This window comes from Amycolatopsis sp. NBC_00438 (assembly GCF_036026695.1).
In the GTDB taxonomy this organism is placed as follows: domain Bacteria; phylum Actinomycetota; class Actinomycetes; order Mycobacteriales; family Pseudonocardiaceae; genus Amycolatopsis.
On the sequence record NZ_CP107923.1, the window covers coordinates 2,670,687 to 2,683,300 of the forward strand.

A 12,614-nucleotide genomic window follows, 5' to 3' on the forward strand; every position below is an offset into this window, starting at 1 on the left:
GGACTACCTCGACCGCGACGCGTACTCCGTCAGCGCCGTGCGGTTCTGCAGGTTCGACTTCGCCATCAGGCTCGCCACGTGCTTCTCCACCGTGCGTGGCGAGATGTGCAGCCGGCGGGCGATGTCCTTGTTGCCCATGTTGTCCGCCAGCAGCTGCAGCACCTCGTACTCGCGGACCGTCACCCCGGCCGAACGCAGGTCGGCCGGGAGGCGGTCGGAGCCTTCGCGGCGCTGGCCCACCGGGGCGCCGATCTTGCGCAGCAGGCCCCGGCACGCGCTCGCCACCGCGGAGATGCCCGCCTGGTGGAAGTACTCCTCGGCCTCTTTGAGCCAGGTCACCGGATCGCCCCAGCCGTCGGCCGCGGCGGACTCGGCGACCATGCGCAGGCCCAGGTGCCGGCTGACCGGGAACAGTGCCGCCGCGTCCACCGCCTGGGCCAGGGCCGCGTCGGCCAGCTCGACCTCGCCCGCGCGGCCGTGCCGGACCGCTTCGCCGAGCAGGACGAACTGGCGGTTCCAGCGCATCCCGCTCACCGCGGCCCGCGGCTCGCCGGGTTCCGGCTCGATCCCGTCGAGGGCCTCGATCAGCAGCCGCAGGCCGTGCTGACCCGCCAGGTGGAAGCGGCTCGGCTGCCGCTCCTCCAGCGCCATCACCTGCGCCAGCTCCCGGCGCGCGCGGTCGGCGTCCTCCTCCAGCAGGGAACAGAACACCTGGGCCAGCCCGACGCTGAGCACCATCTCCTGCGCCGTCCCGCCGCCTTCGGCGCGGAAGTCGTCCAGCGCCAGCTCCATCCGCGGCCGGTCCGCCTGGTGCGCGGCGACCATCGCCCGCGTCATGTGCGTGTACTGCAGCAACGCGACCAGCCGCAGCCGGCCGAGGACGGCGAGGTTCTCCGCCAGGATCCGGTCCGCCTGCGCGAACTCGCCGCGCATCACCGCGTGCACCGCACGGCTCGCGTCGACCGCGCAGGTCAGCGTGATCGCGCCGGTCCGCTGGGCCTCCGCCCGGGCCAGGTCGAACGTCCGGACGTCGCCCTCGGCCAGCATCCGGTGCCCGCCGAGGCGGACCAGCACCTGGGTCCGCAGGTGCGTCAGCTGGTGCCGCTCGGCCAGCCGCCGCGCCAGCTGCAGGTAGCGCTCGGCCTCCGCGAGATCGGTCTCCAGGGCCACCATGCCGAGCACCTGCAACGCCTGGCACGACACGAACGGCACCCCGGCGCGCTCGGCGACCTGCCACGCCTGCTCGGCGAGCTTGCGGGCCCGTTCGGTGTGGGCCGGGCCGGGGACGTCGAGCCACAGGGTCGCTTCGACGGCGTCGACGGCGGCCCGCTGTTCCTCGGCCATCCCGTCGCCCAGCGGGGCGCGGGCCTGCTCGATCTGGTTGAGGCACTCGTCGTGCCGTCCGGCGATGTAGGCCGCCCAGGCCAGCTGGATGTGCAGGTCGACCGCCCGTTCCAGCCGGCCGAGCTCGGCGAAGCGCGCGGAGAACTCGACGGCCCGGTCGAACTGGCCGGTCTGCCCGAGCGCGTGCAGCAACGCCTCCAGCGCGTCCGCCCGGTCCTCGGTGCCCGCCGCCGCCAGCAGCTCGACCGCGCGGGTCAGCATCGTCACCGCCGTGTCGGCGGCCCCGCCGTCACGCGCGCGGCGGCCGGCTTCGGCGAACAGCCTCCCGGCGCCGGGGTGGTCCATCGCGGTCAGCCGCAGCGACGCGGCCAGTGCGCACAGCTCACCGGGCAGGCCCGGGTGCAGCAGTTCGACGGCGTCGGCGGCCTTGCGGGCCAGGTTCGCCTTCGTCGAGGGCACCAGCCGTGACAGCAGCGCTTCGGCCGTGAGGGGATGCCGGAAGGCATACCAGCCGGGCGTGGTCTCGTCGGTGGTGACCAGGTGGGCGGCGACGCTCGCGCTGATGTGGTTGTGCAGCATCCGGTCGTCCATGTCGGTCACCGCCTGCACCACCGACAGCGGGAACCGCCGCCCGAGCACCGCGGCCACCGACAGCAGTGTCTCGCCGTCCGAGCCGAGCGCGTCGACCCGGGCGGCGATGCTGCTGATCAACGCCTCGGGCACCCGGGCCTGGAGCTCGCCGACCACTTGCCAGCCGCCCGGCCCGCCGACGAGCAGGCCGTCGCCGAGCATCCCGTGCAGCAGCTCTTCGACGACGAAGGGGACGCCTTCGCTGTTTTGCCACAGCAGGTTCGCGACAGCGGCCGGCACCGCGTCCGGTTCGGTCTCCAGGCACGCCGCCGCGAACTCGCGGGTGCGGGCGGCGTTCAGCCTGGTCAGCTCGAAGGTGTGACTCGACGACCGTTGCGACGCCGCCGTGGCCAGCCGCAGCGCCTCGCCGGGCTCGTTGCGCAGGGTGCCGATCAGCATCACCTTGCCCGACGCGAGGTTGTCCACCAGGTACTCGACGATGAACAACGTCTCGGCGTCGGCGTTGTGCAGGTCCTCCAGCACGATCAGGCAGCCCTCGGCCCGCCCGGCCACCGACAGCAGCCGGAAGACGGCCTCGGCCAGCACCATCAGCGAGCCGTTGTCGTGCGGGCGGTCGCCGCGGTACCAGTCGGGCACGAGCCGGGCCAGCACCGGCACGAGCGGGTCGAGCTCCGGCGCGGCGGGCGGGTGCCCGCCGCGGAAGTGCGACAACAGGGCCTCGGCGAGCGGGCGGAACGGCACCATCGGCCCGATCGAGCTGGCCCGCCCGCGCAGCACCGGCATCCCGGTCGCCAGTGCCCGCGCGGCGACGTCGGCCGCGAGCCGGGACTTCCCGATCCCGCCTTCGCCGACAAGGAAGAAGGCCCCACCGTGGTCGGTGCGGGCCTTCTCCAGAGCCTGGGACAGTGCGCCGAGCTCCCTGTCCCGCCCGATGAGGCGCGTCGAACGGATGCCCATTGGCGTGACTATAGCCGGAGGGATCGCGTCCGGATGTCCGTCGAAATACCGGCGGGACGGTGTCTCACTATTCGGTGAAACCGCCGGTGACGACCGTGATGTCGAACGTCGTCAACGAATTCATCGATGCCTTCGGGGCCCGGCCGGACAGTGCGTGGTTGCGGGCGCCGGTCCGGGCGGAAGACGGGAGGGTCAAGTCGCCGATCGGGTTGTCGGTGCCGGCGAAGTCGTGCTCGGACATGCGGGTGTCTCCACTCTCGGTAGTACTAGCGGGTACTGGACGGACGAACGGTCAGAGGGCGAAAGTGCCGTTGGTGACGACGGTGGGTTCACCGAGCGTCTCCAATGTGATCCCGGACAACCGGGGCCGCGCCCCGGCCAGCGCCTGGTTGCGCGCGCCGGCGCGGTTCGCGCGCGGGAGCACCAGGGCGCCGACGGTGGCTTCGACGGTCTCGGCGGTGATTTCGGGCATCGTGCGTTTCTCCTCGTGAAGGTGGGGCGGGACGGTCAGCGAGTCGGGGGTTGCAGGAGCAGGGCGGACGGGACGCGCGGGCCGAAGCCCAGGCGCAGCAGGCCGTAGCCGATCCCGGCCAGGCCGGTCAGCAGGCCCGGCGACGGCACGGCGTCGGGGGTGCCGCAGCGCGCGCCGTCCTGCTCGACGGCGGTCAGCAGCTGCCCGGTCCGGCGCTCCACGGCGGCCGCGGCGCCGGCGTGGCCGGTTTCGGCCAGGACGCCGAGAACGTCGGTGATGCCGGTTTCGCCGTGGCACAGGCTCAGGTCGCGCAGCGGGTCCTGGGCGGCCAGGCGCCGTACCTGCTCGTCGAGACCACCGAAGACGGCGGCGTCGTCGGGCTCGCCCGCGTAGGCGAGCACCTGCCCGGCCAGGCCGGAGCACCAGCCGTGCCCGGTCGCCGCGGTCGCGGGCGGCAGGGTCGCCGTCTCCCGCGGGTGCCCGAGCAGGGCCCAGTCGACGCCGGCCGCGCCGTGCGCGAACCCGGGGTCGGCCAGGTCGGGGTCGATCGAACGGCCGGCGAGCTCCGTGGCGTAGGCGTCGGCCAGCAGCGCCGCGCTCGCGAGCCCGGTCTGGGCGGCGACCGAGCGCAGCGCGACCAGGCCGCCGGCGAGACCGGTGGTGAACCGCGGTGACGTCGCCGGTGTCGCGCCCGGCATCACCGCGACGGTCCGGGCGGCCAGGTCCAGCAGGTCGGGCCGGGCGAGCAGGCGCGAAAGCCGGGCCAGCGCGTAGGCGACACCGCCGAGGCCGAGCAGGCCGCCGCAACCGGCCGCCTCCGCGAGCTCCGGATCGGCTTCCAGCTCCGACACCAGCCACGGCAAGCCGGACAGGGCCTTCCCGGCCAGGTCGTGGTAGCGGTCGATGCCGGTCAGTTCGGCCAGCTGGGCCAGGAACAGCGCGACGCCGGTGTAGCCCTCGCCGAGCCCGGCGCCCATCGGCAGCACGGCCCAGTACTTCTCGTCGACCAGTTCCAGCCCGACCCAGTTGACCCGGCCGCCGGCCGAGGAGGCGCGGGCGATGATGGCGTCGGCGATCCCGCACGCGGCCGAGAGCAGGTGCGCGGGTTCGGGGCTCTTGCTCGGCAGGACGCCGTCGGTGACACCGGTGCCGGCGTGGGTCTCCTCGTCCGGCCGGGTGGCCAGCGCGGCGGAGATCAGCCACTCCTGGTCGCGACGGTCGATCGTGGTCATCCCGGCGATCTTCGCCAGCACCGACGCCAGCGGCGTCACGCTCAGCATGCCGGGCAGCCGCAGGCCTTCGGCGTCCCAGAGGTCGGTCGAACCGGGTTCACCGGTGAACATCGGGACGTCGCCGGCCCACAGGTCGGTGAGCTCCGCGGCGACCAGGCCGCGGCGGACGTCATCGGTGCTGTTGTCGTTCAGCAGCGCGAACGCCTCGTCGCGCTCGGCCGCGTCGGCCAGCAGCGACGGGTGCGTCGTCTCGTCCAGCATCCGCGCGTAGAAGCTGGTCGGGCGGACCAGGACGCGGATCTTGTGCGCGGCGCAGCGGTCCAGCAGGGGAGCCAGCTCGGCCGCGCCGTCGGCGATGGCGTCGTACCCGGCGCGGAACCCGGCCAGCAACGCGGCGCCGTGCTCGGCCGGTTCGACGTCGACCCCGCCGAGGGTGGGCCGGTTGACGCCGGCGCCGGGCCCGCCGGGGACGCGGGCCAGCCGCATCCGGTCGGTGCCCGGCTCCAGCCAGTCGACGCGCTCGAGTGCCGGGGTGGTGACACGGCCGCCGCCGAGGCCGGAGATGTCGACCGCGCCGTGCTCGCCGACGATCATCTGCGGCAGCAGCATCGTCCGGTGCACCGAACGGGCCAGCAGCGTCGACGCGGGGTCGGCGTCGGTGTCCTCCGCCGCCAGCACGGGCTGGAACAGCGTCTCGATGTCGATCAGCACCGGCTGGTCGCCGGCGGCGATGATGTTCTCGAAGTGCACGTCGGTGCCGTCGAGGGCGTGCAGCAGAGCCAGCAGCACGCCCTGGCGGCGGTAGAAGCGGTCGACCTCGGTCAGGTCCGCGCACGGCCGGTGCTCGACGAACCGGAGCCAGCCGTACCCGGGTCGCACCAGCACATCGACGGTCTCCAGCTCCAGGCCGGGCACGCGCGGGTTGAGCCAGGCGACGACGTCGGTGAACGCCGCGTGCAGACCCAGCGTCCGCGGCTTGTAGACGACCCGGTCGCCGCCGTCGAAGCGCAGTTCGCGGACCGAGCGGCCGCGCTGGTGCGCGTCGCCGGTGCCGCCGGTGATCTCGACCAGCCGGCCGAGGCCGGCGGTGCCGATGAGCCCGGCCAGCGCGTCACGGTCGGCGGTGTAGCGGCCGAGCAGCTCGGTGGCCGATTCGATCGCGTACAGCCCGGCCTGCGCGGCGAGGCGCGCCAGCACGGGGTAGCGGTGCAGCAGATCCGTGAGCCCGGCGGTGGTGCCGGTCTGGCGGACGAAGTCGGCGAAGCGTTCTTCCGCGGTCTCCCCGGTGAGCCGGCCGGCGCGGCGGGCCCGGCCGAGCTCCAGCACCAGCGTGCGGGCGGCGAGCCTGGCGAGCTGGTGCTCCAGCTGCGCGGCGCAGCCGTCCGCGACCGCCGTGACGTCGACGGCGGGAGCGCCCGCTGCGGCGTCGGTGATCGCGGCGCGGACCGCGCCGACGAACGGGTGGAACACGGACGCGAACGCCGTGCGCCAGGTCGGGCCGGGCGTCGGCGCGGTGGGTGCCGCCGAGGCGAGCGCGGTCTCGGCGAAGTCCACCCACGCGGGGCGGAGGCCGTCGGACCGCCGCTCACGCGGGGTGAGGCCCGCCGCCCACCAAGTGGGCGGAAGCTTCGTCGTCGCCGGGTTCGGCTGCGGGGGAATCACGAGATCGAGCATGCCAGCGGGTGACCCGGGTTACATGGGGGTGCTACGCCCGCATTCCGGCGGCGGATGGGGGCGTCCTGGGGGCTTATGGGGGCACGGCCGGGAAAACCCCTGGTCGCCGCTCCGCTCGCTGGTCCGGACGGACGTGGCGGTTGGGCCGTTCGGCGGGCGGGCGAGATGGGGGTCCGGCCGGGATCCCGGGCCGCCGGGACGGCACGCACCACCCAGGTGGGTCAGCCCGCCCCACCGGGTTCCGCACTCGCGCGCGCGAGTGCGACGCCCGCACGCGAGGCGGTCATGGGGGCGCGCCGCCTCGCCGGAATGCGGGGACGCGGCACCCATGTGCCCGGGGCGCCGGGCGATGACCATTCGTCGTGACAGTTCGTGGCCCGCACCCGCCGCGCCGCGGACGTTCCCCGAACTCAAGGGAGCGAGCGCACGATGACCACCTTCCAGATCGAGCAGCACCCCGACCGGCCCGGTGTGGCCGGGCGGCGGCCGCTCAAATTCGTCCTCTCCAGCGTCCAGTCCGACTCGCACATGTGGAACCTCGTCGCCCTCCAGCTGATCATGGAGGAGATGGGCCACGAGGTGCTCAACCTCGGGGCCTGCGTCACGGTCGAGCGGCTGCTGGCCGCCTGCCGCGACGAACGGCCGGACTGCCTGGTGATCAGCACCATCAACGGCCACGGTCACGTCGACGGCGCCCGGGTGATCTCCGCCCTGCGCGCCGACCCCGAGCTGGCCGCGCTGCCCGCCGTCATCGGCGGCAAGCTCGGCGTCCGCGGCGACGCCAACAGCGAGCTGCAGGCCGAACTGCTGGCGCTGGGCTACGACGCGGTGTTCCACGTCGGTGCCGGCGACTCCGGCCAGGCAATCGAGTCCTTCCGCGAGTTCGTCGCCGCGAACGTCCGGACGTTGCGGTGAGCGCTGCCCGGTCGGTGTTCAGCAGCTTCGTGGCCGAGCACCGCCGCAGCCGGACGCTGCTCGTCCAGCCGCGGATGGGGTTCTCCGACCCGGCCATGATGCGCCGCGGGCTGCACGCGGTCGCCGAGGCCGGGGTGCCGGCCGTCGGCACCGTGACGCTCGACAGCTACACCCGCACCGGGCAGCACGACCTCGCCGCCATGTCGCTCGAATCCGGCGTCCAGCTCAACGGCTACCCGCTGGTCGCGCTCGGCACCGGCGTCACCACCGACCTGCTCGACGGGCTCTTCGGCCCACGGTTCCCGGTCCAGGTCCGGCACGGCTCGGCCCAGCCCGAGGACATCTTCGCCGCGATGCTCGAAGCCGGGCTGGACGCCTCCGAAGGCGGCCCGGTGTCCTACTGCCTGCCCTACAGCAGCGTGCCGCTGCGCACGGCGACGGCGTCCTGGTCCCGGTCGGCGACGCTGCTCGCGGCCCAGGCCGACCGCGGGATCCTCTGCCACCTGGAGAGCTTCGGCGGCTGCATGCTCGGGCAGCTGTGCCCGCCCGGGCTGCTCGTGGCGCTCTCGGTATTGGAGTGCCTGTTCTTCGCCGAACACGGCGTCCGCAGCGTGTCCGCCAGCTACGCCCAGCAGACCAGCCCCGAGCAGGACGCCGAAGCGCTGTGGGCGATGCGGCGGCTGTGCGCCGAAGAACTGGTGGACGTCGACTACCACGTCGTCCTCTACACCTACATGGGCCTGTTCCCGGAAACCCCGGCCGGGGCGCGGGAACTGCTGGCCGAGAGCGTGCGGCTGGCCGTGCGCACCGGCACCGAGCGGCTGATCGTCAAGACCACCGCCGAGGCCCACCGGATCCCGACCGTCGAAGAGAACGTCGACGCGCTGCGGCTGGCCCACGCCACCGCGCTCGACCAGCCCGCGCCCGGTCCGCCGCCGACCGGGGACACCGAGGTCTACCTGCAGGCCCGCCTGCTCGTCGACGAGGTGCGTTCGCTGGCCCCGACGATCGCCGAGGCGCTGCCGGCGGCGTTCGAACGCGGCCTGCTCGACGTCCCGTACTGCCTGCACCCCGACAACGGCAACGAAACCCGGTGCGTGCTCGACGACGAAGGCCGCCTGCAGTGGTGGCACACCGGGCGGATGCCACTGCCCGCCGCGCTCGGCGGCCGCCGCAGCCGCGACCGGGTCAGCGCGACCCGGATGCTCGCCGACCTGTCCTACCACCGGCGGCGGCTCGATCCCGTCCTGCCGGGCCCGAGCACCGAACCCGCCCGCGCCTGAACCACCTCTGCCGACCAGCTGGGAGTGAAATCGCCATGGAGTACACCGATTCCGCCGTGCCGCCGGACCCGCGGACGCACCTGACCTCGGAGACGACCAAGCACGTGCTGCGGCTGCAGCACCGGATGCTCACCGAGGCCCGCGCGTTCCTCGGCGGCCGCGGCTTCGTCGAGCTGCTGCCGCCGGTGATCGGGCCGGTCACCGACCCGGGCGGCCGCGGCGCGAAGCAGGTGGACATCGACTACTACGGCCACCGCTACAAGCTGATGACCAGCGCGATCCTCTACAAGCAGGCCTCACTGCTGGGCTTCGGCAAGATCTTCTACGTCGCCCCGAACGTCCGCCTCGAACCGCTGGAGACGGCCAACACCAGCCGGCACCTCGCCGAGTTCCACCAGCTCGACGTCGAGGTCTCCGGCGCCACCCGCGACGACGTCCTCGACCTGCTGCAGGACCTCGTCACCCACGTGGTGCGCCGGGTCGTCGACGACGCCGGCGACGTGCTGGAGGCCCTCGGCCGCGACTCGGGCGCGTTCACCGACCTGCTCGGCGGCGCGTTCGGCCGGCTGTCGCACACCACCGCCGTCGAGACCCTGCGCGAACTGGGTCACCCGCAGAGCGCGGACGCCGAGATCGACTGGGCGGGCGAGGCGATCCTGTCGGACAAGCACGCCCGGCCGTTCTTCCTCGTCGACTACCCCAAGGGTTCCCGCGGGTTCTACGACCGCGAAGCCACGACGCAGCCCGGGATCCTGCGCAACTTCGACCTGATCGCGCCGGAGGGTTACGGCGAGCTGTGCAGCGGCAGCGAACGCGAGCACGAGTACGGCCGGATCGTCACGCGGATGCGCGAGACGGGGGAGAACCCGGCCAAGTACGCCTGGTACCTCGACCTCGTCCGCGAAGGCATCCCGGCCAGCTCCGGGTTCGGCCTCGGCATCCAGCGGTTCACCCGCTACGTCGCCGGGCTCGACGCGGTGTGGCAGGCGACGGCGTTCCCGAAGCTGCCGGGCGTGGTGTCGCCGTGACCGCGCTGCACGCCGGGGGCTTCCCCGAGGACGACGTCCGGGCGCGGGCCCGGCTGGGTGCGGCGGCGGTCTTCCCACCGGCGGCCGAGTACGGGACGACGCTCTTCGGCGCTGCCTCCGGTGTTTCCGACGATGTCCTGGAGTCGGCGCGGCTGGTGCCGCCGGTGTTCCTGCCGCGGCGGCTGGAGAAGCTGATCGAGCTGGGCCGCGAGCCGCTGTACGGCGACGTCGCCCTCGACACGGTGATCGGCGGGTTCGCTTCGGCGCTGCCGCTGTACCTCTCGGCGTTCGGATCGACGCAGGTCGCGGGGGCCGGTCTCGGCGCGGCGGCGAGTGCGCAGGCCGCGCGGCTCGGCATCCCGATGGTGGTCGGCGAGAACGTCGTCCCGGTCCACGGCCACGGCCGCACGGGTGGGGCCGAGGCGGGCACGCTGCTGGAGCGCCTGCGGGCCTACGGCGACGCGGTCCCGGACGGTCTCGGCGGCGTCGTCGTGCAGCAGAGCACCGAAGACGCCGATGCCGAAGTCTGGAACCTGGTGTATTCGGACCCGTCGGCGGCGCCCCTGCTGGATTCGGGGCGGCTGGCGTTCGAGCTGAAGGTGGGGCAGGGCGCGAAGCCCGGTCTCGGCGGGATGACCCTGGTCGACTCCGCTTCGGCGGATCGGCTCGCCGAGCAGTACACAGTGGACCTCGTTTTGGGTGAGGGTGTGCTGCGCAGCAGCAGCCCCGGGACGTTCACCTCGGAGATCCTGCGTCAGCAGATCCGCTTGATGCGCAACAACTTCCCGCGCGCCGGCGTGTGGGTGAAGCTGCTCCCGGGCCGCGACGTCGCCGCGGCGGCGACGGTCGCCTGGGCGGCCGGCGCGGACGCGGTGACCGTCGACGGCGCCGAAGGCGGCACGGGCTGGGCCCCCACGGCGTTCCTCGGCGTGGGTCTCCCTCTCGCCGAGTGCCTGTCCCGGATCGGCACGCCGGCCGGTTGCCTGCTGACGTCCGGCCGGATGTGGGAAGGCACCCGGGTCGCGAAGGTCCTGGCGCTGGGCGCGCGAGCGGCCGGTCTCGGCCGGGCGGCGCTGCTGGCGGTGGACACCGACCCCCGCGAGGGCCTGGTCCGGTTCGTGGAGGCTTTGACGCTGGAACTGCGGCTGTTGATCAGCGCGCTGGGCCAGTACCGCGCGGACGCGCTGACCCGGGACGACGTGTGGTTCCCGGGCGAGGCGACCCAGGTCCGCGAGCAGGTGCTGTCATGAGCGCCCGGGTTGCGAGTCTGCCGCGGCTTGTCGTGAGTGATAAGTCGGGTTCTAACCCTCCTCAACACTCACGACCGGCTGCCGGGCCTTGCGGCATGGCCGAGCCCCTGACCCGCTCGGTGGCGGGCCTGCCGCAGCTGGTCTGCGCGACCGGACGCGTCGCATCGGGTGGGTTCGCCTTCTCCGCCGGGGGTGTGGCATGACCGCCGAACCGGCGAGCCTGCCGGTTGTCGCCGCGGCCGAACCGCCCACCACGGCCGGACCGGCGAGCGTGCTGCCTGCCGCGGCCGCGGGCGAGTTGCGTGCTGCAGCCGGACCGGCGAGGGTGCTGCCTGCCGCCGCCACGCCGGGAGCCGCTGCGGCCGGGTCGCGCACGGCAGCCGAATCCGGAGCCACCGAGCCTGGTGTCGCGGCAACCCCGCGGCAGTCCCGTGCCGCGTTACCTGCTCCTTTCCTCGGGCTGGTGCTCGCCATGGGGTTGTCCTCCTTCGGGGACGCCGTCTGGCTGATCGCCCTCTCCGTGACCCTCGTCGGGTCCGCCGGGCCCGCGATCGCCGGGCTCGTGCTCGCCCTCGGGTCCCTGCCCAAGGTGCTCACCCTGCTCGTCGGCGGCGCCGTCGCCGACCGGACCGGGCCTCGGCGGGTGCTCATCACCACCGACCTGGTCCGGGCCGGGGCCATGGTCACCGGGGCCGTCTGCGTGCTGTTCGCCGGGCCTTCGCTGCCGCTGCTGACCGGGCTGATCGTCGTCATGGCCGTCGCGAGCGCCTTCTTCATCCCGGCCTCCGACGCGCTGCGGCCCAACCTCCTGCCGCCCGAGCACCTCGTGCGGGGCAACGCCGTCTACCTCGCCGCCGTGCGTGGGGGACAGGCCGCCGGTGGGGCACTCGGGTCGTGGCTGGCCGGGCTCGGCGGGCTCGTCACCGTCGCCGTGGTCAACGGGGTCAGCTTCCTCGTCGCCGCCGTCGCCGCCGGGAACACCAAGACCCTCGCGCCGGCGCAACCCCGCGAACGCGTCCGGGTCAAGCAGCTCCTCAAGGACGTCGGTGAAGGCTGCCGCTACGTCGCCGTCCGCCCCGCGCTGCGCACCGCCATGATCGTCACCGGGCTCCTCGAACTCAGCGGCGCCGGGCCGATCAACCTCGGGCTCGTCCTGCTCGGCGGCCAGAAAGGCGCCGGCTGGCTGCTCACCGCGATGACGCTCGGCGCGTCGCTGGCCTTCGTCGTCTCGGTCAAGTGGCCACCCCGCGAACGCGCCGGGCTGCTGGCGACGTGCGGGCTCGGCGCCCAGGTCGGGTGCCTGGCGCTGCTCGCGACCGGGTCCCTGGCCGTCAGCATCGCCGCGTTCTTCGCACTCGGCCTGGTCGCCGGGCTCACCGCGCTGGTCCTGGTGTCGCTGGCCCAACGCTGGTCCGCGCCGGAGATGCGCGGCCGGGTCATGTCGATCCTCGCGCTGTTCACCCTGGCCGCCACCCCGATCGGCAACCTGCTGATCGGCCTGCTGGTCGAGACGCTCGGCGTCCCGCTCACCATGTTCGCCCACGCCGCGGTCGCGCTCGTCGCGTTCGCCCTGCTCGTCGCCACCCCGGCACTTGGCCGGGCCGCACTCACAGAGGAGAAGAAGTCATGAGCAACCCCTTCGAAGACGAGAACGGCACCTTCCTGGTCCTGGTCAACGACGAGAACCAGCACTCGCTCTGGCCGTCCACTGTGGACGTCCCGGCCGGCTGGCGGACCGTGCACGGCGAGGACACCCGCGCCGCCTGCCTCGAGTACGTCGAGACGCACTGGACCGACCTGCGTCCGGCGAGCCTCGTCGCCTCGATGCGCTGACCCCGTCCCCGCCGGCAGATTCGAACTGGAGCTGA

General features: G+C 73.6%; 10 protein-coding genes. 6 read left to right on the plus strand and 4 right to left on the minus strand.

The genetic code is table 11. The annotated features are described in order from the left end of the window. Positions 1 to 3: 3 nt before the first annotated feature. From OG494_RS12515 to OG494_RS12530, 4 genes are all read right to left on the minus strand, one after another. A complete protein-coding gene (locus tag OG494_RS12515; protein WP_328455133.1) occupies positions 4 to 2,892 on the minus strand; it encodes a helix-turn-helix transcriptional regulator in 2,889 nt (962 codons plus the stop codon). A gap of 67 nt (positions 2,893 to 2,959) precedes the next feature. Next, the gene (locus OG494_RS12520; protein ID WP_328455135.1) at positions 2,960 to 3,133 is read right to left on the minus strand and encodes a hypothetical protein; all 174 of its coding nucleotides are present in this window, start codon (positions 3,131 to 3,133) and stop codon (positions 2,960 to 2,962) included. A gap of 51 nt (positions 3,134 to 3,184) precedes the next feature. Next, complete coding sequence (locus tag OG494_RS12525; RefSeq protein WP_247051849.1) at positions 3,185 to 3,364, minus strand: hypothetical protein; 180 nt, start codon at positions 3,362 to 3,364, stop codon at positions 3,185 to 3,187. A gap of 35 nt (positions 3,365 to 3,399) precedes the next feature. After that, a complete protein-coding gene (locus OG494_RS12530) occupies positions 3,400 to 6,270 on the minus strand; it encodes a type 2 lanthipeptide synthetase LanM family protein (protein WP_328455137.1) in 2,871 nt (956 codons plus the stop codon). A 429-nt stretch (positions 6,271 to 6,699) separates the two neighbouring features. Here OG494_RS12530 and OG494_RS12535 point away from each other — a divergent pair, with 429 nt between their 5' ends. The 6 genes from OG494_RS12535 to OG494_RS12560 all read left to right on the plus strand — a co-directional run bounded on the left by OG494_RS12535 (position 6,700) and on the right by OG494_RS12560 (position 12,579). After that, complete coding sequence (locus OG494_RS12535) at positions 6,700 to 7,185, plus strand: cobalamin B12-binding domain-containing protein (protein WP_328455139.1); 486 nt, start codon at positions 6,700 to 6,702, stop codon at positions 7,183 to 7,185. Then, on the plus strand, positions 7,182 to 8,468 hold the full coding sequence (locus OG494_RS12540; protein ID WP_328455141.1) for a methylaspartate mutase: 1,287 nt from the start codon (positions 7,182 to 7,184) through the stop codon (positions 8,466 to 8,468). Before OG494_RS12535 ends, OG494_RS12540 begins: the two co-directional genes overlap by 4 nt. Before the next feature lie 35 nt (positions 8,469 to 8,503). Beyond that, positions 8,504 to 9,496 (plus strand): asparagine synthetase A, encoded by a 993-nt coding sequence (locus OG494_RS12545; RefSeq protein ID WP_328455142.1) that lies wholly within the window; start codon positions 8,504 to 8,506, stop codon positions 9,494 to 9,496. Continuing rightward, positions 9,493 to 10,746: a glutamate synthase-related protein gene (locus OG494_RS12550; RefSeq protein ID WP_328455144.1), complete on the plus strand. Its 1,254-nt coding sequence runs from the start codon at positions 9,493 to 9,495 to the stop codon at positions 10,744 to 10,746. Before OG494_RS12545 ends, OG494_RS12550 begins: the two co-directional genes overlap by 4 nt. 199 nt (positions 10,747 to 10,945) lie before the next feature. Then, the gene (locus tag OG494_RS12555; RefSeq protein WP_328455146.1) at positions 10,946 to 12,376 is read left to right on the plus strand and encodes an MFS transporter; all 1,431 of its coding nucleotides are present in this window, start codon (positions 10,946 to 10,948) and stop codon (positions 12,374 to 12,376) included. After that, positions 12,373 to 12,579 carry an MbtH family protein gene (locus OG494_RS12560; protein WP_323328229.1) on the plus strand — a complete coding sequence of 69 codons (207 nt, stop codon included), beginning with the start codon at positions 12,373 to 12,375 and terminating at the stop codon, positions 12,577 to 12,579. Before OG494_RS12555 ends, OG494_RS12560 begins: the two co-directional genes overlap by 4 nt. Positions 12,580 to 12,614 lie beyond the last annotated feature (35 nt).

Bases quoted from the DNA above. Each gene is read 5' to 3' on its own strand.
- OG494_RS12515 (WP_328455133.1), bottom strand. From the start codon at position 2,892: ATGGGCATCCGTTCGACGCGCCTCATCGGGCGGGACAGGGAGCTCGGC.
- OG494_RS12520 (WP_328455135.1), bottom strand. From the start codon at position 3,133: ATGTCCGAGCACGACTTCGCCGGCACCGACAACCCGATCGGCGACTTG.
- OG494_RS12525 (WP_247051849.1), bottom strand. From the start codon at position 3,364: ATGCCCGAAATCACCGCCGAGACCGTCGAAGCCACCGTCGGCGCCCTG.
- OG494_RS12530 (WP_328455137.1), bottom strand. From the start codon at position 6,270: ATGCTCGATCTCGTGATTCCCCCGCAGCCGAACCCGGCGACGACGAAG.
- OG494_RS12535 (WP_328455139.1), top strand. From the start codon at position 6,700: ATGACCACCTTCCAGATCGAGCAGCACCCCGACCGGCCCGGTGTGGCC.
- OG494_RS12545 (WP_328455142.1), top strand. From the start codon at position 8,504: ATGGAGTACACCGATTCCGCCGTGCCGCCGGACCCGCGGACGCACCTG.
- OG494_RS12555 (WP_328455146.1), top strand. From the start codon at position 10,946: ATGACCGCCGAACCGGCGAGCCTGCCGGTTGTCGCCGCGGCCGAACCG.
- OG494_RS12560 (WP_323328229.1), top strand. From the start codon at position 12,373: ATGAGCAACCCCTTCGAAGACGAGAACGGCACCTTCCTGGTCCTGGTC.